The sequence below is a fragment of the Bradyrhizobium sp. HKCCYLS2038 genome (assembly GCF_051167655.1).
Taxonomy (GTDB): Bacteria; Pseudomonadota; Alphaproteobacteria; order Rhizobiales; family Xanthobacteraceae; genus Bradyrhizobium.
On record NZ_JBNPTM010000001.1, the window covers coordinates 1,590,678 to 1,612,365 of the forward strand.

At 66.5% G+C, this 21,688-nt stretch carries 17 protein-coding genes and 1 other RNA gene; 12 read left to right on the forward strand and 6 right to left on the reverse strand.

Going from position 1 to position 21,688, the window contains the following annotated elements; translation table 11 throughout:
- Positions 1–70 precede the first annotated feature (70 nt).
- Positions 71–859, reverse strand: a complete 789-nt coding sequence (locus ACQR1I_RS06890; protein WP_434869031.1) for a DUF2147 domain-containing protein — start codon at positions 857–859, stop codon at positions 71–73.
- 403 nt (positions 860–1,262) lie between these two features.
- Here ACQR1I_RS06890 and ACQR1I_RS06895 point away from each other — a divergent pair, with 403 nt between their 5' ends.
- Together ACQR1I_RS06895 and ACQR1I_RS06900 are read left to right on the forward strand one after the other, a co-directional pair.
- On the forward strand, positions 1,263–2,459 hold the full coding sequence (locus ACQR1I_RS06895) for an extensin-like domain-containing protein (RefSeq protein WP_434869030.1): 1,197 nt from the start codon (positions 1,263–1,265) through the stop codon (positions 2,457–2,459).
- A 303-nt stretch (positions 2,460–2,762) separates the two neighbouring features.
- Positions 2,763–3,026 carry a hypothetical protein gene (locus tag ACQR1I_RS06900; RefSeq protein WP_434869029.1) on the forward strand — a complete coding sequence of 88 codons (264 nt, stop codon included), beginning with the start codon at positions 2,763–2,765 and terminating at the stop codon, positions 3,024–3,026.
- Here the strand turns inward: ACQR1I_RS06900 and ACQR1I_RS06905 are convergent, their stop codons facing one another.
- Positions 3,027–3,641 carry a class I SAM-dependent methyltransferase gene (locus ACQR1I_RS06905; RefSeq protein ID WP_434869028.1) on the reverse strand — a complete coding sequence of 205 codons (615 nt, stop codon included), beginning with the start codon at positions 3,639–3,641 and terminating at the stop codon, positions 3,027–3,029.
- A 131-nt stretch (positions 3,642–3,772) separates the two neighbouring features.
- Positions 3,773–6,112, reverse strand: coding sequence for a TonB-dependent receptor domain-containing protein (locus ACQR1I_RS06910; RefSeq protein WP_434869027.1), 2,340 nt, complete (start codon positions 6,110–6,112; stop codon positions 3,773–3,775).
- 172 nt (positions 6,113–6,284) lie between these two features.
- On the opposite strand from ACQR1I_RS06910, the gene nikR reads away from it, so the two are divergent.
- On the forward strand, positions 6,285–6,788 hold the full coding sequence (nikR, locus tag ACQR1I_RS06915) for a nickel-responsive transcriptional regulator NikR (protein WP_434869026.1): 504 nt from the start codon (positions 6,285–6,287) through the stop codon (positions 6,786–6,788).
- Positions 6,789–8,704: 1,916 nt separating this feature from the next.
- On the opposite strand, the gene ACQR1I_RS06920 is transcribed toward nikR, so the two are convergent.
- Positions 8,705–9,343 carry a TetR/AcrR family transcriptional regulator gene (locus ACQR1I_RS06920; RefSeq protein ID WP_434869025.1) on the reverse strand — a complete coding sequence of 213 codons (639 nt, stop codon included), beginning with the start codon at positions 9,341–9,343 and terminating at the stop codon, positions 8,705–8,707.
- 184 nt (positions 9,344–9,527) lie between these two features.
- On the opposite strand from ACQR1I_RS06920, the gene ACQR1I_RS06925 reads away from it, so the two are divergent.
- The 4 genes from ACQR1I_RS06925 to ACQR1I_RS06940 all read left to right on the forward strand — a co-directional run bounded on the left by ACQR1I_RS06925 (position 9,528) and on the right by ACQR1I_RS06940 (position 14,842).
- The gene (locus ACQR1I_RS06925) at positions 9,528–10,868 is read left to right on the forward strand and encodes an HlyD family secretion protein (RefSeq protein ID WP_434869024.1); all 1,341 of its coding nucleotides are present in this window, start codon (positions 9,528–9,530) and stop codon (positions 10,866–10,868) included.
- A 235-nt stretch (positions 10,869–11,103) separates the two neighbouring features.
- Positions 11,104–12,693: a DHA2 family efflux MFS transporter permease subunit gene (locus ACQR1I_RS06930; protein WP_434869023.1), complete on the forward strand. Its 1,590-nt coding sequence runs from the start codon at positions 11,104–11,106 to the stop codon at positions 12,691–12,693.
- Between the two features lie 92 nt (positions 12,694–12,785).
- Positions 12,786–12,917 (forward strand): hypothetical protein, encoded by a 132-nt coding sequence (locus tag ACQR1I_RS06935; protein WP_434869022.1) that lies wholly within the window; start codon positions 12,786–12,788, stop codon positions 12,915–12,917.
- 107 nt (positions 12,918–13,024) lie between these two features.
- Positions 13,025–14,842, forward strand: a complete 1,818-nt coding sequence (locus ACQR1I_RS06940) for an ABC transporter ATP-binding protein (protein ID WP_434869021.1) — start codon at positions 13,025–13,027, stop codon at positions 14,840–14,842.
- Positions 14,843–14,889: 47 nt separating this feature from the next.
- On the opposite strand, the gene rnpB is transcribed toward ACQR1I_RS06940, so the two are convergent.
- Positions 14,890–15,314, reverse strand: an RNA gene (gene rnpB, locus ACQR1I_RS06945) — RNase P RNA component class A.
- Positions 15,315–15,453: 139 nt separating this feature from the next.
- Here rnpB and ACQR1I_RS06950 point away from each other — a divergent pair.
- Together ACQR1I_RS06950 and ACQR1I_RS06955 are read left to right on the forward strand one after the other, a co-directional pair.
- Complete coding sequence (locus ACQR1I_RS06950; protein WP_434869020.1) at positions 15,454–15,807, forward strand: YciI family protein; 354 nt, start codon at positions 15,454–15,456, stop codon at positions 15,805–15,807.
- 33 nt (positions 15,808–15,840) lie between these two features.
- Positions 15,841–17,085, forward strand: coding sequence for an RNA polymerase sigma factor (locus ACQR1I_RS06955; protein ID WP_434869019.1), 1,245 nt, complete (start codon positions 15,841–15,843; stop codon positions 17,083–17,085).
- A gap of 4 nt (positions 17,086–17,089) precedes the next feature.
- On the opposite strand, the gene ACQR1I_RS06960 is transcribed toward ACQR1I_RS06955, so the two are convergent.
- Entirely contained in the window at positions 17,090–17,941 is an 852-nt protein-coding gene (locus tag ACQR1I_RS06960) for a peptidoglycan recognition protein family protein (protein WP_434869018.1), read from the reverse strand.
- 545 nt (positions 17,942–18,486) lie between these two features.
- On the opposite strand from ACQR1I_RS06960, the gene rsmH reads away from it, so the two are divergent.
- Genes rsmH through ACQR1I_RS06975 form a run of 3 tightly spaced genes read left to right on the forward strand, consistent with a single transcriptional unit; the run spans position 18,487 to position 21,638 of the window.
- Entirely contained in the window at positions 18,487–19,482 is a 996-nt protein-coding gene (rsmH, locus tag ACQR1I_RS06965) for a 16S rRNA (cytosine(1402)-N(4))-methyltransferase RsmH (protein ID WP_434869017.1), read from the forward strand.
- Positions 19,483–19,485: 3 nt separating this feature from the next.
- Positions 19,486–19,878: a cell division protein FtsL gene (gene ftsL / locus ACQR1I_RS06970; protein WP_434869016.1), complete on the forward strand. Its 393-nt coding sequence runs from the start codon at positions 19,486–19,488 to the stop codon at positions 19,876–19,878.
- Positions 19,875–21,638, forward strand: a complete 1,764-nt coding sequence (locus ACQR1I_RS06975; protein WP_434869015.1) for a peptidoglycan D,D-transpeptidase FtsI family protein — start codon at positions 19,875–19,877, stop codon at positions 21,636–21,638. The genes ftsL and ACQR1I_RS06975 overlap by 4 nt, the downstream gene beginning before the upstream one ends.
- Positions 21,639–21,688: the final 50 nt, after the last annotated feature.

Consider the following 21,688-nt stretch of genomic DNA (forward strand, 5'->3'; position numbering starts at 1 on the left):
GACGTCGAGGGAGGAGCGTCAGCCGACGCGTTTCCAGGTCGGCGTTAGCCGACGCGTTTCCAAGTCGGCATCAGCCGACGCGCTTCCAAGTCTGGCCGCCGCAGAACAGGCCGCCGAAGGCGCAGCCCTGCACCCGCAGTGTGGTGGCGTTCTTCAGCACGATCGTGGAGTCGTAGTTGCCGCCGCCGTCCGGATCATGGATGCGGCCGACCCATTTGCTGTCCTTCGGCTTCATGTTGATCAGGATCTTCTCGCGCGTCTTCTCGGCAAAGCCGCAGATGTTGCTGCCGCACGGCTCGATCACGACGTTGCCCTTGCCGCCTTCGGTGGCCCACAGGCCGAGCGGCGAATTCGGATCCGCGGCCGGCGCCGGAGCCGGCTGAGTGGGGGCCGGCGCTGTGGCCACGGTGGTCGGGGCCGGCGCCGCAGCGGCAGCCGGGGCGGCCGCGACGGGCTGTGAGTCCACCGGCGCGGCGGCCGTGATCGGTGCCGGCGGCACCGGCATCTGCACTGTCGTGCCGGCGGCAGCCGGTGCGGCGACGGCCGGCGCCGGCGGCGTGACGGCCGGGGCGGCCGCGACGGGGGCGGGCGGCGCGGCTGCGGGAGCTGCGGCCGGAGGCGCGGTGGCAGGCGTCGCCGACGCCGCTGTGCTGGTCGCCGGCGGATCGTCATCGTCGAGCTTGGACTTCAGGCCGCTGAGATCGACGCCGGAGACCTGCAGGCAGGACAGCGACTGGCAATTGCGCGGCACGGTGACGCGGATCTTGTGGCCGTCGAAGTTGAAGGCGATCGAGCTGCCGGCCTGCGCGGCGCTGCTCGCGACCAGAATGGCGGCTGCGGCCAGAAAGATGGACTTCATGTTGGAGCTCCCTCGAGCGTCGTGAACCTGAGGAAACCCTAGTCGTCGTGGTCGTCCCGCTTCCGTGATGCAGGTCACGCTCGCAGCTGGAGCGCGCTCCGCCGATCAAGTTCGCGTGTGACGCAGCCTCAGAACAGTCCGACCACGATCGCGCCGACGAAGGCGAACGCGGCATAGGCTGCCACCATGCTCAGCCGACCTGCAGGGATCATGACACGGCTCCCGCTTTCACATCACCTGCGCTGTGCAGCGCAGGATGATGATAGGCGGTCGGCGTCGGCAGAAAAGACAGCGCGGCTGCCGCTTCAACCGCGGCCGACGCGGTCCGTTGCGGCGATGGTTTCTACGCCGTCAACAGACGGCATTGACAGGTCCTTAAGCAAATTGCCGCAAACCTCTGCAGATGACGCGCGGAGTTCGTTTGTATCTCGTCGGCTCCATCGTCCTTGTTTCGCTTGCGGGGTGCGGCCGTGGATTTTTCCAGGAGCGCGAGCCGTGGCGGGCCGAGGCCGAGATCGCGTGCCTGAAATCCGGCACGGTGAAGGAAAGCGCGGACATCGTCCGCATCGAGCCGATCTCCGGTCCGGGCATGTGCGGCGCCGATTATCCGCTGAAGGTGGCGGCGCTCGGCGAAGCCACAGCCAGCTACGGCTTCGCCGATGAGAGCCTGCGCCCGCCTGCGGGCATCGGCGGCCAGCCGCGCTGGCCGGTCAACCGCCAGCCGCAGTCCTATTCATCGCCATCCTATCCGCCATCGGTCGCGCAGCCGCAGGCGGCCTATCCATCGTCGCGCGCGGCCTATCCGGGCGCAGCGTCACAGCCGTCGTCCTATGGCGCGCCTGGCGCGCCGCTGCAGCTCGAGCCGCCCGTGGATGAGGACGACGTCGCTGTGCCGCCCGATCCGTCCTCTCCCGGCTCGCTTTATCGCAGCCCGCCCGCCGCGCCGCGCGCGGCCTATCCGCCGCCGGACACGTCGCCGCGGCTCGGACCGTCGCGCGATCCGGTCGGCAGTGTCGGCCCGGTCGCGGTGAAGCCGACCGCGACGCTCGCCTGTCCGATCGTCTCGGCGCTCGATCATTGGCTCGCGGAGTCGGTGCAGCCGGCGGCACAGCGCTGGTTCGGCACCAAGGTCGTTGAGATCAAGCAGATCTCGGCCTATTCCTGTCGCGGCATGAACGGCAATCCGAGCGCGCATATTTCCGAGCACGCGTTCGGCAATGCGCTCGACATTGCCGCATTCACCCTGGCCGACGGCCGCCGCATCACCGTCAAGGACGGCTGGATCGGACTGCCGGAGGAGCAGGGCTTTCTGCGCGACGTCCAGGGCGGCGCCTGCCAGCAGTTCACCACGGTGCTGGCGCCCGGCTCCAACGTCTATCACTACGACCATATCCACGTGGACCTGATGCGCCGCGCCAGCCGTCGGCTGATCTGCCAGCCGGCTGCGCAGTCCGGCGAAACGGTGGCCGCCCGCGCCCAGCAGCGCCGCTACGGCTATGGCCGGCGCGATCCCGACGTGACCAGCTCGATCGCGTCGCGCAAGCAGCCCAAGTCGATCGGCCAACTGATCAACGAGGAAGACGAATACCGGGATTACTGAGAAGGAGCGAATGGCGAGTGGCGAATAGGGATAAGGCGGTGCATTCATTCGCTACTCGCTACTCGCTACTCGCTACTCGCCATTCGCTCGCGCCTGTGCGCACCTGTGGATTTCTCTCTCCCAGGATGCAGCGGAAAGCGCGTCCTGTCCCGCGCCGGAACGCAACGGCCGCTATCGCGACGCGCGCGTTAAAACTTCGTTTACCAGCTTTGCCGTCCGCCATTGGCCGACACTAGACCTGCCACAGTCACCAGGAACAAGGCACGCGGGGTTCTGGTTGCTGCCGGAGTGGGAGAGGCGGAGATGGCATCGTATCGCATCAAGGCGATTGGCGCGGGCTTCGAGGTCAGCACGGAGGAGCATGCCGTGCTGGTGTGCCGATCGTTGAAGACCGCACGCCGCGCCGTTGCCGACGCGCAACGCCTGGAGCACCTGCCGCCGAAGCCGATCCCCTGGCGGGTGCCGCCGGAGAGCGAGCAGATGTCCGCCACGGCGGATGCCGCGTGCGACGATGTCACGGATTATGATCTCGCGATCGTGACGGACGGCCCGCCCTTGTGCTGCTGACTAGCGGGTACGAAACCGGCAGAACTGGAACTGCTGCACCGAGCCCCACGGCGTGCGATGCGCCTCGGTGCAGCTGTCCTCAAGTACGAAGGCATCACCGAATGTTGCGGCGAGGGCGGCTGCATCGTAGCGGACCACCGGCAGCCCGCTGCACTTCTCCGGACCGTCGGGTGCAAACGTGCCGATGATCACGACACCGCCGGGCGCGACGGCCGAGCTCAGTCGCGCGACGTAGGCGGCACGATCATTGGCCTCAGTGAGGAAGTGGAATGCGGCACGGTCGTGCCAGACGTCGTAGTTCGCGTGCGGCATCCACGACGTCACGTCGGCTGCGATCCAGTCGACCGCAGTTGCTGCCGCGCCCAGCCGATGACGCGCTGCCGCCAGCGCCGCCTCGGAAATGTCCAGCACCGTGAGCGCGCGGTATCCGGCGACAAGCAGCGCATCGACCAATCGCGAAGCGCCGCCGCCGATGTCGATGATGCGCGACGAAGGTCCAGCACCGGACTCCCGGATCAGCCGGAGCGACGTGGCCGGTTCGTTCTGATACCAGCTGACCTCGGTCTCGGCCTTGGTGGCGTAGACGGTCTGCCAATGCGCGGCGCGGTCGGACATGACTTTGTATCCCGAGAAGAGAGGCACACATCATAGCACGCGACGTGCGCGAACTCTTCCCCGGGGGCGGCGGTCAACTCCTGATCGCAAGAGAGAGGAAGTCACCGCCGTCGTCGCGAGGGCGGCCCGCTTCAGAACGTCCCCGCCACCGTCACCCGGAACGTCAGCGGCTCGATCGGGTGCAGGACGCGGTCCATGACGCCGGTCTGGCAGAGCTGGGCCGGTAGACCCGCCGGCGCGCTGCCGTAGCAATCATTGTAGAGCTTGTCGGCGGGCAGCTTCAGCAGCGAGCCATAGCCATAAGAAATCTGGTTCGCCCTGGTGTTGAACAGGTTCAGCACGTCGAGCTGAATGCGCCAGCCATTGGCGTCGCGGAAGCCAATGCGGCCGTTGAAAACGCTGGTCGCGGTCGAGCGGAAATAGTTGTCCTCGGTCAGCGGCGTCGATCCGAGATAGCGCCAGCGCAAGGACCCGAACCATCCAGTCTTTTCGCCGAGGTTGATGCCGGCTGAAGCGATCAGCGACGGCGCGTTCGGGATGTAGTTGCCCGGCGCGTTGCCGCGCAGCACCTCGGCTGGCGCGCCCAGACCGACGAGCTGGGCATAGGTTGTCGCCTGGTCCGCATCGTCGCCGACGAAGCGGGCATGCGTCATCGCGAGGTCGGCGTCGATGTCGATCCACGACGCCGGGCGGTAGTGGTTGGTGAACTCGAAACCGTAGCGCCGGCTCGGCCGGCTCGCTGTGGTGTCGCCGGCATCGCCGGAGAACAGGATCTCCGAATCCTGATTGAGCATGAACAGGCTCAGCGACGAATCGAGCCCGGGAATCACGCGCGTGCGCACGCCGATTTCGGCGCCCTTGGTGCGCACCAGCAGCGGCGACGAGTCGATCCGGTTGCCCGGCGCGTTCGGATCGTCCGTCGTCGTCGCGCCGCGGGCGTCGTTGCTGTGCATGCCGTAGCCGGCGCCGAGGAAGAACTCGGTCTGGTTGAACGGCCCGATCACCATGCGGAACTTCGGGCTGCCGAGGCTGGCTGCGGCATCGCCGGTGTTGTTGCCGTTGTACAGCGAGTACACATGCGTCTGGTAAGTGTCACCGCGATAGCCGACGGTAGTGCGCAGCCAGTCGGTCCAGCGCACGGTGTTCTCGACATAGATCCCGACGCTGCCTTCGCCGACCTTGTCGCTGCGCACGGGTGTCAGAAAGGTGCGTTGCGCCGTGTAGCTCAGCGCCAGCGCGATGTCGTCATAGCGGGTCTGGACGCCAAACGTCGTCTCCATCGGTCGGCCGGCGAAGCTGCCAGTTATGGTTCGCGAGGCGTTGGCGCCGACCATCAGCCGATCGTCATGCTGGTGAAACTGATCGCCATCGACGGGATCGCGCAGCGCATAGGTGAAGTTGTTGTAGAGGTCGAGCTGGCTCTTCACCACATAGGCATTGGCCTTCCACGAGCCGGCCTCGTCCGACCCGGCGAGGCGGCCGGACAGCGCGAAGCGGTTGGTCTTGCCGCCGTCGGTCGGATCAGCGGCATCGTAGCGGCCGAGTTGGCCCGACACGATGGCGCGCTGCGGCACCTGGTCTGTCGAGGTCCAGCGGTTCGCATAGGCCATGCCGGTGATCGAGAAGCCGTCGGTCGCCGTGCCCTGCGAGTAGCGCATCAGGCCGTTGAGCTTCTTGGCATCGTCGGGCGTGGTCCAGGGGCCGTCATAGCGGCCGGCTTCGCCGGCGATCAGCAGATGACCGTCGCCGACATGCACCGAGTCCATGCCGAAGAAGCGGCGATAGCCGAAGCTGCCTGCCGTCATCTGCGCGATCGCCTTGGGCACGCTGTCGATGAGGCCGATATGCATGCTGCCCACCGAGGCGAAGTCGCCCTCGTCGGCGAAATAGGGGCCCTTTCGGACGTCGACGCGGCCGATCGTCTCCGGCATCAGCCAGTTGAGATCGGCATAGCCCTGGCCATGCGCATGGGTGCGCATGTTGACCGGCACGTCGTCGACGAACAGCGCGAGGTCGATGCCGTGGTCCAGATTATAGCCGCGCAAAAAATACTGGTTGGCTTTGCCTTCGCCGGAGTGCTGCGTGACGATCAGGCCGGGCACGGCTTCGAGCACCTCGCCGGGGCGCGCCGCCGGGCGGGCGTTGATGTCCTCGCCCGAGATCGTGGTCTCGCTGGCCATGCCCTGCGCCCGCGCCGGGCCGGAGCCGACGTTGGGCGCGCCTGATGTTTCGGCCGCCGACGTCGGAGTCGTGCTCGTCGCCACGCGTGGCGCCCCCGGCTTCGGTCGCTGCGCCTCGCGCCGGACCTGCGGCTTCGGCCTGCTCGTGCGTTTGGGCGCATCGACATCGACGGTCGGCAACTCCGCCGGGGGACGCTCCGGATGCGCTTGCGCCTGCTGCGCCAGAGCCGCCATCAGCACCGCTGCACTCGCCCCACGCCACCGCATCGCCACGAAGCCCCGTCTCGGCATCGGGCGCGCATCGTCATCCGCCACGCGCCGTCGTTGGCACGCGTCGAGCTTGCTTTCATCGCCCCGCTATCGAGTGTTAAAGAACGCTATGGTGATGCCAGTATGATGTCAACGTGAAAACATCATACTCATCGGGTGGTTAGGCGCTTGCCGCCGCAGCGGGAGACGAAAGATGCAGCGCCTGACGATCACGATCGATGATGATCTGCTGGCCGAGGTCGATGCCTTCATGGCGCGGCGCGGCTACGACAACCGCTCTGAAGCGTTTCGCGACCTGCTGCGCAGCGGTCTCGAAACCATGGACGCCGGAGCCAGCGACAGCCGCGCCTGCATCGCGACGCTCAGCTACGTCTACGACCACGCCGCGCGCGAACTGCCGAAGCGGCTTACCCAGGAGGCGCACGATCATTCCGGCCTCGCGCAGGCGACCCTGCACGTCCACATCGACCAGGAAAGCTGCCTTGAGGTCACCGTGCTCAAGGGCGAGCGGGCGGAGGTCAAGGCCTTCGCCGATCACGTCATCGCCGAACGCGGCGTCCGCCACGGCCACGTCGCGATGATGCCGATCGAGGCGACGCATGATCACGGGCACGCGCATGGCCACAGCCATTCGCATAGTCACAGCCACAGCAGCAGCCACTCTCATTCCCACACCACCAAGAGCGGGAAGAAGTAGGACTGGAGCTTGCGGCGGGCGGTCCTTGCAAATCAGAGCGCCTATGTGTTGACGCAAACACCGCAACCCAAACTCCGTCGTCATCCCGGACAAGCGCGCGGCACGCGCGCGCCGATCCGGGATCCATACCCCCAGGGAGGAGTTCGAGGCACGATGGCCGTTCCATCCCGCCTAGCCACACTCGTCACGGCGTATGGATCCCGGGTCAGCGTCCACCAACGCTTCGCGTTGGCGGCCTTGCCCGGGATGACGCTGTTGGTGTGGTGAGCGGCGCTGGCAAGCTGGAGCGCATGCACTGGGAGGCCGACGCGGCTAACTACAAGTTCGCCGTCATCCCGGACAAGCGCGCGGCACGCGCGCGCCGATCCGGGATCCATAACCCGAGGGAGATTTGCGAGGCACGATGGTCGCACCATCCCGCCCAGCTACATCCGCCACGGCGTATGGATCCCGGGTCAGCGTCCACCAACGCTTCGCGTTGGCGGCCTTGCCCGGGATGACGCTGTTGGTGTGGTGAGCGGCGCTGGCAAGCTGGAGCGCATGCACTGGGAGGCCGACGCGGCTAACTACAAGTTCGCCGTCATCCCGGACAAGCGCGCGGCACGCGCGCGCCGATCCGGGATCCATAACCCGAGGGAGATTTGCGAGGCACGATGGTCGCACCATCCCGCCCAGCTACATCCGCCACGGCGTATGGATCCCGGGTCAGCGTCCACCAACGCTTCGCGTTGGCGGCCTTGCCCGGGATGACGCTGTTGGTGTGGTGAGCGGCGCTGGCAAGCTGGAGCGCATGCACTGGGAGGCCGACGCGGCTAACTACAAGTTCGCCGTCATCCCGGACAAGCGCGCGGCACGCGCGCGCCGATCCGGGATCCATAACCCGAGGGAGATGTGCGAGGCACGATGGTCGCACCATCCCGCCCAGCCACATCCGCCACGGCGTATGGATCCCGGGTCAGCGTCCACCAACGCTTCGCGTTGGCGGCCTTGCCCGGGATGACACTGTTTGTTTGGTGGCAGCGCGGGCAACCCGGGACGACGCGGAGTTTGGAGCGGACGGCCCGCCGCACCCTCCGCCGTCATGCCCGCGCAGGCGGGCATCCAGGAGGCCGCGGCCTATCGGCCCCATCACGTTCGCCTCGGCGTACTGGATCGCCCGGGCAAGGCCGGGCGATGACAGCGCGTGTGTGGCGCGGTGCCTGCCCAATCGTCATTGCGAGGAGCGTAGCGACGAAGCAATCCAGAGCCGCGCGTGACACCCTGGATTGCGTCGCTTCGCTCGCAATGACGCTGGAGCTACGTTCGCGAACTCCAGAAACCGCGTGCGCTTGGACACTGATTTCTTCAGCCACATCAAGCTGATTTGCCCTGTCCAGTCCCCGCGCGAAAAAATTCCTCTTCCAATTTTCCGAAAATTGTGATTGTCTCTCCGCATCCCGCCTCGATCGAAGAGGGACGTGTCGCGGTCGTCACGAGCGTTGGGGGCGGGGAGCGGTGGCCTGTCGGCGCGCAGCGCGCTGAAATCGCGAGCGGACGAACGCGACCGGCAGGACGGTGAAGTCGTATGGTCCTGGCGCCCCGATGCTGGCGTCAAGTTCGTCATCGATGCTCGGAGCATCGTACGAACGACGGTGGCTACAAGCCGGACATCGGGGAGAGTACGTATAAATCGTAAGCCCATCGCGCAGGGAAGGCCGGGTGTCTCTGGCCAGACCTGTGGTTCCTGCCGCCTGCATTTTTAGCAGGCGGGCCACGGGCGCGGCCAGCGCCCGGCCTTCCCTGCACCCTCCGACCGAAACGTGGGTGATCTGAAAGCAAAGCTCGGGCGTCACCAGCCGCGAGAAGGAGAACGGATGTCCCGGATCGAGCTTGCCGCGATCGTCATGACCGCACGCCTCGGCGCGAGCCGCGCAGTCTCACGTCCTGAGGGCGTAAGCGGCGAGAAACATCCGCACGGCACTCGCGACGACCTTGTCGACCGCGCCGGGCGAGGGCGCCGGCGCTCCCTGGAAGATGAAGGGCAGGAACAGCGTCGCCTGGCACATCAGCTGGAACTGCGAGGCGGCGAGATGGCAGTCATCGATCGCGAGCTCCTTGGCCTCGACCCGGGCCTGCAGGTAGGCGGCGAGCCGGCCGATGGTCCCCTCGATCACGCAATCGTAGTAGCGGCGTCCGACCTCCGGCATCCGCTCAGCAATCGCCATGACGGTGCGGATCGCCGAACCGCCACCGGGCCGGCAGACCACCGCGATCCAGGCATGGCCGAATTCGCTGAGCACGGTTTCGGCGTCGCGGGCCGGATCGAAACTGAAGTTCGAGCCGCCGCGGTGTACGGCCTCTTCTTCCACGATCGCTTCGAACAGGCGGAACTTGTCGGTGAAGTAGACGTAGAGCGTGCCCTTCGAGACGCCGGCGACCCGCGCGATCTCGCCCATGCTGGCGCCGTCGAAACCGAGATCCATGAAGACCTTGCGGGCGCCTTCGAGGATCTGGCGCCGCTTCGAGGAATCCTCGTCGTGCGTCACCGGGGGTGTGGTGTCGGCAGCATCAATCATTGGTTCAGCTTGTTCCCGAAGATTCGGTAGGTGCGAACGTCATAAAAGCATCTGCACGGATATGTTGCAGTGGCGAAGATATAAATTGACCGAACCGTTCGGTCAATGGTAGATATGGATTGACCGAACGGTTCGGTCGGAATTGCGGGGCGACGCGCCTCGGGTTGATGGGTGGGAGTCACTGATGGCCGCTGCGAGAGAACAGGCTGTGCGGGCACGCCGGCCAGACGCTGAAGAAGCGCCAGTCCGTTCGCAGGAAACAGCGCAGCGCAGATCGACTGAAGCCAAGGCGACTGAGACTAAGGCGACTGAAGCCAAATCGGCCGAGACCAAAGCCGATGTCACGACCGAGGCACCGCTCGAGCTGCCGGTGGCCCCCTCGGCGGACGCTCCGGCCGCAGCGAAGCCTCAGGCGCCAGCGGCCGCTGCTCCCAAATCCGGCAAGCGCAAGCGGGTGCTCGCGAGCATCGGTGTGCTGCTGGCGCTCGCCGCCGCCGGCTACGCCACGCACTACGTCATGATCGGCCGCTTCATGGTGTCGACCGACGATTCCTATGTCCGCGCCAACAACACCATGCTCGGTGCGCGCGTCTCCGGCCACATCCAGGAGATCATGCCGCGCGACAACTCGGTCGTGCACAAGGGCGACGTGATCTTCCGTATCGACGACGGCGACTACAAGATCGCCGTCGACGCTGCCCGCAGCAAGATCGCGACGCAGGAGGCGACCATCGCGCGGATCGGCCGCCAGATCGCCGCGCAGCAGAGCGCGGTCGAGCAGGCGCAGGCCAATTTGACGTCCTCCGAAGCCGCCATGAAGCGCGCCGGGCTCGACTATGAGCGCCAGCAGGCGCTGAGCAGCAAGGGCTTTGCCTCGCATGCGACCTTCGAGCAGTCGGAGGCCGCGCGCGATCAGGGCCTGGCCGCCGTGCGTGCCGCGCAGGCCGCGTTCGATGCCGCGCGCGACAATGTCGAAGTCACCAAGGCGCAGCAGGCCGAAGCCCAGGCGCAGCTCGCCGAGCTGAAGACCTCACTCGCCAAGGCCGAGCGCGATCTCGACTTCGCCACGGTGCGTGCGCCAGTCGACGGCACCTTCTCCAACCGCCTCGTCAACACCGGCGACTTCGTCGCGGTCGGCCAGCGGCTGGGCAACGTCGTGCCGCTCGATGACGTCTTCATCGACGCGAACTACAAGGAAACCCAGCTCAAGCGGATTCGTCCGGGCCAGCCGGTCACCGTCAAGGTCGACGCCTATGGCGCGCGCGGCTTCAAGGGCGTCGTCGACAGCATCTCGGCAGCGTCGGGCTCGGTGTTCACCCTGCTGCCGCCGGACAATGCGACAGGCAATTTCACCAAGATCGTGCAGCGGCTGGCGGTACGCATCCGCGTCCCGAAGGACGTCGCGCGGCAGAACCTGTTGCGCGCCGGCATGTCGGTCTACGTCACCGTCGACACCACCGACGGCGCCAAGGATGCCGACAACGATTCCGACCTCGACGCGCCGGCGATGGTGCAGGGGAAGTAGTTAGCTCCTCGAATGACTGAAGGCTGCAGGCGCGTTGGTCCTCAGCGATGTTGAATGAAGATGCTTCGGCATCGGCGGTGAACTCCCTCCCCCCTTGCGGGGGAGGGTCGGGGTAGGGGGTCTCCGGGCGGCACTGCCGTTGTGGACCCCCACCCCCGACCCCTCCCCGCAAGGGGGAGGGGAGCGCACCGTCGACGCGGCGCGATTCCCCTGACCTAAGCGGACTAATTAGACGATGGCCACCGCCACCACAGCCGACCCCACCATGAGCGCGCCGGCGGCGCCGGCGGATCGCATCGCGCCGCGCAGGCTGATCGCGTTCCTGATCATGGTGTTCGGGATGTTCATGGCGATCCTGGACATCCAGATCGTCTCGGCGTCGCTCAGCGAGATCCAGGCCGGCTTGTCGGCGAGCTCCAGCGAAGTGTCGTGGGTGCAGACCGCCTATCTGATCGCCGAAGTCATCGCGATCCCGCTGTCCGGATTCCTGTCGCGCGCGCTCGGCACGCGGCTGCTGTTCGCGATCTCGGCGGCCGGCTTCACCATCTCCAGCTTCCTGTGCGGCTTCGCCTCCTCGATCGAGCAGATGATCGTATGGCGTGCGCTGCAGGGTTTCCTCGGCGCCGGCATGATCCCGACCGTGTTCGCTTCGGCCTACACGGTGTTCCCGCGCACCAAATTCCACATCGTCGGTCCGATCATCGGCCTCGTCGCCACGCTGGCGCCGACCGTCGGCCCGACGGTCGGCGGCTACATCACTGATGCGATGTCGTGGCATTGGCTGTTCTTCGTCAACATCGTGCCCGGTGTGATCATCACCACCGGCGTGCTGGCGCTGGTCGATTTCGACCAGCCCAATTTGGCGCTGCTCGACCGCTTCGACTGGTGGGGCCTGCTGTTCATGGCCGGCTTCCTCGGCTCGCTCGAATACGTGCTGGAGGAGGGGCCGCTGCACGAATGGCTGCAGGACACGTCGGTCGCGGTCTGTGCCGCGGTCTGCACGGTTTCGGCGGTGTGCTTCTTCTGGCGCGTGCTGACGGCCGAGGAGCCGATCGTCGATCTCAGCGCGTTCGGCGATCGCAATTTCGCCGTCGGCAGTCTGCTGCAGTTCTGCATCGGCATCGGCCTGTACGGATTGACCTACATCTATCCGCGCTACCTCGCCGAGGTCCGCGGCTACAGCGCGCTGATGATCGGCGAGACGATGTTCGTCTCCGGCGTCACCATGTTCCTGATGGCACCGGTGGTCGGCCGTCTCATGGTGAAGATCGACATGCGCCTGATCATCTCCTTCGGCCTCGTGACTTTCGCGATCGGCTCCTACCAGATGACCGGCATCACCCGCGACTACGACTTCTGGGAGCTGTTCCTGCCGCAGGTGCTGCGCGGCGTCGGCATGATGTGCGCGATGGTGCCGACCAACAACATTGCGCTGGGCACGCTGGCGCCGGACCGCGTCAAGAACGCCTCCGGCCTGTTCAACCTGATGCGCAACCTCGGTGGCGCCGTGGGACTTGCGATCATCAACCAGGTGCTGAACGATCGCACCGACCTGCACATCTCGCGCCTGCACGAGCGCGTGAACTGGGGCAATGCCACCGCGGTCGAGACGCTGAACATGCTGCAGCAGAAGCTGCAGGGCATGGGCGACTCGGCCTTGATGGCAATGAAGCAGCTGTCGCAGATCGTGCACCGCCAGGCCGTCGTGATGGGCTATGGCGATGCGTTCTTCATGCTGACCTGCTTCTACATCGCGCTCAGCTTCATGGTGATGCTCTTGAACAAGCCGAGCTCGCCGATGGCCGGCGGCGGCGACGCACATTGACGTGAGCGGCCCGCGCGCGAGGGCCGCGGGTTGCCAAATCTTACCGCTGCTGCTATGGAACGAGGATTGTCGCTCGAACCGGGGAGATTTGCATGACTGAATCGCATCTGCAGATCGCCTGCACCCGCTCGATGCTCGCGCTCTCGACGCGCATCCCTTCGACCACTGCGCTTTCAACCACTGTGCTTTCGTTGCCAGTGCTGGTGTTCCGCCGCTCGCTTTGAGCGCCGCCTTTCGTCCCACCACCTGATTGTTCATTCGCAGACCGCGCGCCGCGTCGCGTCTGCCTGATTGGAGCCGGCTGGCGCTGCGAGCGCGGCCGGATGATGCCATGACCGTCGACGTCTCCGGCCTGAAGGCCGACAAGCGTCCCGCCGCCATCCGCGTCGTGATGCCGTTCGTGTTCCGCCACTGGCTGAAACAGCCGCGCATGACCCTCGGGGTTGCGGTGTGCTTGCTCGGCGCCACCGCAGCCGACCTGTTCATGCCTGTGTTCTCCGGCCAACTCGTCGATGCGCTGACCCTGGGTCCGGCGAACATGGATGCACGGCACGCGGCCCAGGTCGCGTTCGCCGCCATCGTCGCACTCGGCTTCGCCTCGATCGTGCTGCGGCTGTCCGGACTGCGGCTGATCGTGCCGTTCACCTTGCGCATCATGTCCGACGTGGCGCGCGAGGCCTTCGTGCGGGTGCAGCGCTTCTCGACCGACTGGCACGCCAACAGCTTCGCCGGCTCGACGGTGCGCAAGATCACGCGCGGCATGTGGGCGCTCGATCTCTACAACGACACCATCCTGCTGGCGCTGCTGCCGTCGCTGTCGGTGCTGCTCGGCTCGATGGTGCTGCTCGGCCTGCATTGGGGCGCGCTGGGCGGCGTCATCGCCGTCGGCGCGGTGCTGTACGTCGCGATGACGGTCGCGTTCTCGACCCGCTACATCGCGCCGGCCGCGCGCATCTCCAATGCCTGGGACACCAAGGTCGGCGGCACGCTCGCGGATGCGCTGAGCTGCAACGCGGTGGTGAAGTCGTTCGGCGCCGAGGCGCGCGAGGACGGCCGGCTGATGCGCGTCGTCAACCGCTGGTCACGCCGCGTCAACCGCACCTGGCTGCGCTACAACACCACGGCGGCGGTGCAGCTCGGCGTGCTGCTGTGCCTGCGCTCGTCGGTGATCGGCGGCGCCGTGCTGCTGTGGATGGCGGGCCGGGCCTCGCCGGGCGACGTCACCTATGTGCTGACGAGCTACTACGTCATCCACGCCTATCTGCGCGACGTCGGCATGCACATCAACAACCTGCAGCGCGCGGTCAATGACATGGACGAGCTGGTGGCGATCCACGGCGAGCCGATCGGCATCGTCGATGCTGAAGATGCCCGGCCGATCGCGGTGACCGGTGGGCACATCGTGTTCGACGGCGTGACGTTTCACTACGGCGGTCATCGCGCGCCGCTCTACGACCGGCTGTCGGTGGACATCCGGCCGGGCGAGCGGATCGGGCTGGTCGGACGCTCCGGCTCCGGCAAGACGACCTTCGTCAAGCTGGTGCAGCGGCTGTACGACGTCAGCGGCGGCCGGATCCTGGTCGACGGGCAGGACATCGCCCACGCGAAGCAGGATTCGCTGCGCAGCCAGATCGCGATCGTGCAGCAGGAGCCGATCCTGTTCCACCGCTCGCTGGCCGAGAACATCGCCTATGGCCGGCCCGGCGCCAGCCAGGCCGAGATCGAGCAGGCGGCGCGGCTTGCCAATGCGCACGAGTTCATCACGCGTCTGCCCAAGGGCTACGGCACGCTCGTGGGCGAGCGCGGCGTCAAGCTGTCGGGCGGCGAGCGGCAGCGGGTGGCGCTGGCGCGGGCGTTCCTGGCGGATGCGCGCGTGCTGATCCTGGACGAGGCGACCTCGAGCCTCGATTCGGAGTCGGAGGCGCTGATCCAGGAGGCCATGGAGCGGCTGATGAAGGGCAGGACGGCGATCGTGATCGCGCATCGGCTGGCGACCGTGCGCAGCCTCGACCGCATCCTGGTGTTCGATCGTGGCCGGATCGTCGAGCAGGGCGGTCATGCCGCGCTGGTCGGCCGGCCCGGCGGGCTCTATCGCAGCCTGTTCGAGCGCCAGGCGATAGAGATCGGCCAGCTATCCGCAGCCGGATGATCAAAATGGTGAGGGGCCCGACGCTTGAGCGTCGAGCCCCTCATGAACATATCAGCCGGCCTGTAAGCCGGGTTCTGTAGGGCACCGTATGCTTGCGCATGACGATACGTGACGGCCATTCCTCTGGGATCGCGCTTGCGCGTGACCTCGGGCAACCTACCCGGACGGCGAGCCTGACATCGCTCCCGCGGACGTCATCGCCTTGGCGATTGTCTCCGCGTGGCCGTCCCTATTCGGTTTTGCTCCCGGTGGGGTTTACCATGCCGGTTCCGTTGCCGGCCCCGCGGTGCGCTCTTACCGCACCTTTTCACCCTTACTGCCTCCCTCGCGGGAGGAAGCGGTTCGTTCTCTGTGGCACTGTCCCTGGGGTCGCCCCCGCCGGACGTTATCCGGCACCGCATGTCGATGGAGCCCGGACTTTCCTCCCCGGCGGCCTTTCGGCACCTGCCGGAGCGGCCGTCCGGCCGACTGACGCGGCTTGCATGGGGCTTATCGATCAGCGCGTCAAGCCATCGCGGCGCGATCGAAAAATATTACCCTGGGCGTGTCGTCCCGCGCGCGCACCGTTCGACTGAATGTCGGCGCAACAGCCGCAACCGAGGAGCAGTCCGATGCAGTACCTGTTGATGATCTACCAGAACGAAGTCGACTACGCGAAGATGGAGAAGGAGGCCGAGGGCAAGATGCTGGCCGAGTATCAGACCTTCACCCAGTCGATCATCGCCAGCGGCAATTTCAAGGGCGGCGACCGGCTGCAGCCGACCACGACGTCGACGACCGTGCGGGTGCGCGACGGCAAGATCCTGACCACCGACGGACCGTTCGCCGAGACCCGCGAGCAGCTCGGCGGCTACTACATGATCGAGGCGCAGAACATCGACGAGGCGATCGGCATCGCCGCACGCATTCCGGGCGCCCGTTTCGGCTCGATCGAGGTGCGACCCGTCTGGCAATACAATCATTGAGGCGGAAGACGCAGGCCGGCGGTTATGTCAGCGATGACGCCAGACGCGATCGACAAGGTGTTCCGCGACGAAGCCGGCCGCGCGCTCGCGACCTTGATCCGGCTCGTCGGGGACTTCGACCTGGCCGAGGACGCGTTGCAGGATGCGTTCGCCGCGGCGCTGCAGAGCTGGCGGGGGTCCGAGGCCCCCGCCAATCCACGCGCCTGGCTGGTCAATGTCGCCCGCAACAAGGCGATCGATCGCGTCAGGCGTCGCCGCAATTTTCGCGACAAGGAAGCGGAGATCGTCCACGCGATCGAGCGTGACGCCGCCAGCGATGACGTCGAGGCGCCGGCCGATCTCGACGACGACATGCTGCGGCTGATCTTCACCTGCTGCCATCCCGCGTTTGCGCCGGAGGTCCAGGTGGCGCTGACCTTGCGGACGGTGTGTGGTCTCACCACGGCCGAGGTCGCGCGCGCCTTTCTCGCCAGCGAGGAAGCGATGGCGCAGCGCCTGGTGCGTGCCAAGCAGAAGATCCGCCTTGCCGGAATCCCCTATGAGGTGCCGGGACGCGAGGCGCTCGATGAACGGCTGCGTGGCGTGCTGACCGTGATCTATCTCGTCTTCACCGAGGGTTATCTCGCCACCTCGGGCGACGAACTGATCCGGCTCGATCTCGCGCGCGAGGCGATCCGGCTCGGCCGGCTGCTGCTCGGACTGGTGCCGGACGCGGGCGACGTCAAGGGGCTGCTGTCTTTGATGCTGCTCCACGATGCGCGCCGGCCGGGACGCATCACTGCGTCCGGCGACATCGTCCTGCTCGAGGAGCAGGATCGATCGCTATGGGATGCCGGGCAGATCGCCGAAGGATTGGCCCTGGTAGATCAGGCGCTGCGCGTGAAGGGGCTGCCGCAATCCTATACGGTCCAGGCTGCCATCGCCGCACTCCACGCCCAGGCACCGAACTATCACGACACGGATTGGCGCCAGATCGTGGGCCTCTACGAGGTGCTGCTGCGAATCGCGCCGTCGCCCGTGATCGAGCTCAATCACGCCGCCGCGGTGTCGATGGCCGACGGCCCGGCGCGCGCGCTGGCGCTGGTCGATGCGCTGGCTGCGCGCGGTGGCCTGAAGCAGTACGACCTGCTTCCCGCGGTCCGCGCCGATCTGCTCCGGCGGCTCGACCGGCGCGAGGAGGCACGCGCAGCCTATCGCGCAGCAACCGAGGCGACGCAGCTCGCCCCGCTCAAGCGCCTCTATGCGCGCCGGCTCGCCGAGCTCGGCGACGACGCGTGAAGCGTCACGCCCGCGGCGCGGTCTCTTCGGCCGGCAGGCTCGTCAGCAGCGCATGCAGCGTCCACAAGGTCGAGCGGTCGGCGATGCCGTCGATGCGCTCGGGGCGGAAATGCCGTTGGAATGCGGTCACGACGTCGAGCGTGATGCCGTCGAATTTGCCGGTGATCGGCACGCCGTAGCCGTATCTGGCGAGCGCCTTCTGCAGGCCCTTGACGTCGTCGCCGATGCTGCCGAGCTTCAGCGTCTCGCCCTTGGTGATGGCCGCCGGCTGCACCCAGTGGCCGACCCCGGAATTGGCGAGGGAGTGCCAGGGGAATTTCTCGCCCGGATCCTTCTTTCGCGACGGCGCCACGTCGGAGTGCCCGAGCACGCGATGCGCCGGAACGTTGCGGCGGAGCATGATGCCGCGGCACAGCGCGATGACGGCGGCAATCTGCCGCGGCGGGAAATCCGGATAGCCCCAATCATGGCCGCGATTGACGATCTCGACGCCGATCGAGCAGGAGTTGATGTCCTCGTCACCGCCCCATGACGACAGGCCGGCGTGCCAGGCGCGCATCGCCTCCGGGACGCACTGCACGATGCGGCCGTCCTCCAGCACGATGTAATGCGCCGAGACCTCGCTCCCGGACGTGCACAGCTTGGTGATCGCGCCCTCTACGTCCGGCATCCCGGTGTAATGCAGGATGATCATGTCGGGCTGACGCCCGCCCTTGCGCTCGCCGAAATTCGCCGACGGGATCACGTCGGACGCGATCGAGGAGTCCGGCGTGAAGACAGGCAGATCCGAGACGCCCTTGGGGATCGGCAGCGCACGAAGGCGCTTCGATTCGGGCTTGTCTGTTGAATTCGGCATGAAGCACTCGAAGCGGGCGGCGAAGGCAATGGATCAAATTGAATATGGGCAGCCACTACTCTCTTACATATCCCGGTCGCAATCGAAATCGCATGTGAGCACCTCGGATTGAGCAAAGTCGTTGCGCGAGCGACGCGGCGGTCGATCGGACCGCGATCCGGCGATGTTCCGCATCGGCCGTGCCGTCCCGAACGACTGCCCAACATCCGCCACAGACCGTCAACGGTTTGTTAACGCTAAACGCCGTTACTAAGTGGTGAAGAGCCAAGCCGGTTTTCGGGACGGCAAGCCGCCATATGCAAGGTCCTGCACGGGATATTATCGTTTCGGGCGTTGTCGGGCGCATCCGGCAGGGCGCGATCGCTGATGGACGGGGGAATGCCCCGGCACGGTCGCGTGCGGGGGTCCAGGCATTTGGAAGGCTGGCCGTCGACCGTCCTCGACGATGGCTTGGCGAATTGACGGGGCGCGAGGATCGAAGGCGCGATGGGCTCGCAGCCGACCAGGATCAGTCTGAGACAGCGGCATGCGCGTGGAGCGGCCGCGTGAGTACGGCTGACCAGCGTCATGTTCCGGTGCTCGGCCACGAAGCGGTCGACATGCTCGCGGTCCGCGCGGGCGGCACCTATGTCGATGCGACCTTTGGCGCGGGCGGTTACACGCGGCTGATTCTTGCCACGCCGGGAACCCGGGTATTCGCGATCGACCGCGACAGCACCGCGATCGCCGGCGGCGCCGGTCTCGTCGCGGAGGCGGGCGGACGGCTGACGCTGGTCGAGAACCGCTTCTCCGCACTGGCGGACATCTGCGCGGCGCAAGATCTCGAGCATGTCGACGGCGTCGTGATGGACGTCGGCGTCTCGTCGATGCAGCTCGATTCGGCCGTGCGCGGTTTCTCGTTCAGGTTCGATGGCCCGCTCGACATGCGCATGGGCGGGCAGGGACCCACTGCCGCCGACATCGTCGCATCCGCGTCCGAGCGCGATCTCGCCGACGTCATCTACATCTTCGGCGAGGAGCGTCACTCACGTGCGGTGGCGCGCGCGATCACGGCCGCGCGCAAGGAGCAGCCGATCGCGACCACGCGGCAGCTCGCCGACATCGTGGCCCGTGTGGTGCGGTCGAAGCCGGGCGACATTCATCCGGCGACGCGGACGTTCCAGGCGCTGCGCATTCTCGTCAACGAGGAGCTCGACGAACTCGAACAGGCGCTGTCCGCAGCGGAGCGCATCCTGGCGCCTGGCGGCCGGCTGGCCGTGGTCTCGTTCCATTCGCTCGAGGACCGCATCGTCAAGACGTTCTTCGCCGAGCGCAGCAAGACCGGCGGCGGCTCGCGCCATTTGCCCGAGATCGCCCAGCAGACGCCGAGCTTCCAGCTGCTCACCCGCAAGCCGGTCGTGGCCGCGGAGGCCGAGACCGAGGCCAATCCGCGGGCGCGGTCCGCCAAGCTGCGCGGCGCCGAACGTACGGCGGCGCCGGCCCACGTTCCGTCCGACGTCTCTGCCTGGCCGCGCTTGGCCGACGTGCTGCGGGGAGGCTGATCGATGCGCCTCCTGCATCTCGTCGTGATCTGCTCGCTGATCTTCGCGGCCGCCTATGTCTATCGCATCAAGATGGAATCGACCGCGCGCGTCGAGCGCGTGCTGCAGCTGCGGGCGGAGATTCGCGAGCAGCGCGAGGCGATCGCGATCCTGCGCTCAGAATGGGCCAAGCTCGACGCGCCGCTGCGGCTGCAGGGATTGGTCGAACGGCATCTGCCGCTGAAGCCGCTCAACGCCACGCAATATGACAGCCTCAAGAATCTACCGGAGCGGCCGCCGCGGTTCGCGCGGTCCGACAATCCGGATCCGATCGGATCGATGATCGATGCGATCGATGCGATCAATGAAGAGCCCCCCGTGACCGGATCGGTGCGTCGCCCGGAGGATCAGCAATGACCGATCAGATCAGGCCTCAGGTCAAGCCGCAGGAGGTCAAGCCGCAGGAGCCCTGGCGGCAACGGCTGGTGCGCACGTTGCTGTACGGGCGCGATGTCGATCGCACCGCCAAGGCCCGCGCCCGTATTGGCCTGGCGATCATTGCCTTCGCCGCGGTCTATGCCGTCATCGGCGGCCGTCTCGTGATGTTTGCGGTCGGCTCCGACGGCCCGAGCGCGCGGCGCGCCGCGCAGCAGGACGCCATCGCCACTGCGCGGCCCGACATCGTCGACCGCAACGGCGCCGTGCTGGCGACCGACGTCAAGACGCCGAGCCTGTTTGCCGAGCCGCGCCGCCTCATCGACAAGGACGAGGCGATCGAGCTGCTCACCGCGACCTTGCCCGATCTCGATACGAGCGAAGTGCGCGAGCGCATGATGTCCCGCAAGGGCTTCGTCTGGCTCAAGCGCGAGATGACGCCGAAACAGCAGCAGGACATTCACCGCCTTGGCCTGCCCGGTGTTGGCTTCCTGCGCGAGAACAAGCGCGTCTATCCGACCGGCAACGAGGTGGCGCATCTGATCGGCCTGGTGAACATCGACAACCAGGGCATCGCCGGCATGGAGAAGTGGCTCGACAATCAGGGCCTCGCCGACTTGCACCGCGCCGGCTTCGCCACCGATCGCCTGCAGCGCCCGATCGAGCTCTCGGTCGACCTGCGTGTCGAGCATGCGTTGCGTGATGAGCTGCTCAAGGCCAAGGACAAGTTCAAGACCAAGGCCGCCTCCGGTCTCGTGGTCAACGTCAGGACCGGCGAGATCATCGCGATGGTGTCGCTGCCGGATTTCGATCCGAACAATCCGAAAGAGGCGCACGATCCCGATCGCATCAACCGCCTTACCACCGGCGTCTATGAGATGGGCTCGACCTTCAAGGCGTTCACCTTGGCGATGGCGCTCGACACAGGCAAGTATGATCTCAACTCGCTGTGGGATGCGCGCGGGCCGCTGCATTACGGCAAGTTCGCCATTCACGACGACGAGCCGAAGGGCCGCTTCCTCACCATGAAGGAGGTGTTCACCTTCTCCTCCAACGTCGGCGCCGCCAGGATCGCGCTGACGCAGGGCGTCGAAGGCCACAAGGCCTTCCTCCGTAAGATGGGACAGTTCGACCGGCTGCGCACTGAGTTGCCGGAGAGTGCCTCGCCGATCCTGCCCAAGCGCTGGGCCGAGTTGAACACGGTCACGATCGCGTTCGGCCACGGCATGGCAGTCGCGCCGCTGCAGGGCGTGATGGGCGTCAGTGCGCTGGTCAATGGCGGTTACTTGATTCCGCCGACCTTCATGAAGCGCACCGAGGCGGAGGCGATGCAGGTTGCCAAGCGCGTGATCAAACCGGAGACTTCGGAGAAGATGCGGTACCTGATGCGTCTGAACGCCGAGATCGGCACCGCGCGCAAGGCCGACGTGAAGGGCTATTACATCGGCGGCAAGACCGGCACGGCCGAAAAGGTGATCAACGGCCGCTATGCCAAGAAGAAGGTGCTGACGCTCTTCACCGCGGTGATCCCGGCCGACAAGCCGAAATACCAGGTGCTGATCATGCTGGACGAGCCGCAGGCGCTGAAGGAAACCTACGGCTTCATCACCTCCGGCTGGAACGCGGTTCCGACCGCAGGCAACGTGATCTCCCGGATCGGGCCGCTGCTGGGCATCGAGCCTCGTTTCGACCTGCCGCCGTCCGACCGCCAAATTCTTGCGGCATCGCGGCTGACGCAGTAAGCCGTCCGCGAATCGCAAGGCTTTGGAGCTGCCGCCACCCGGGGCGGGGG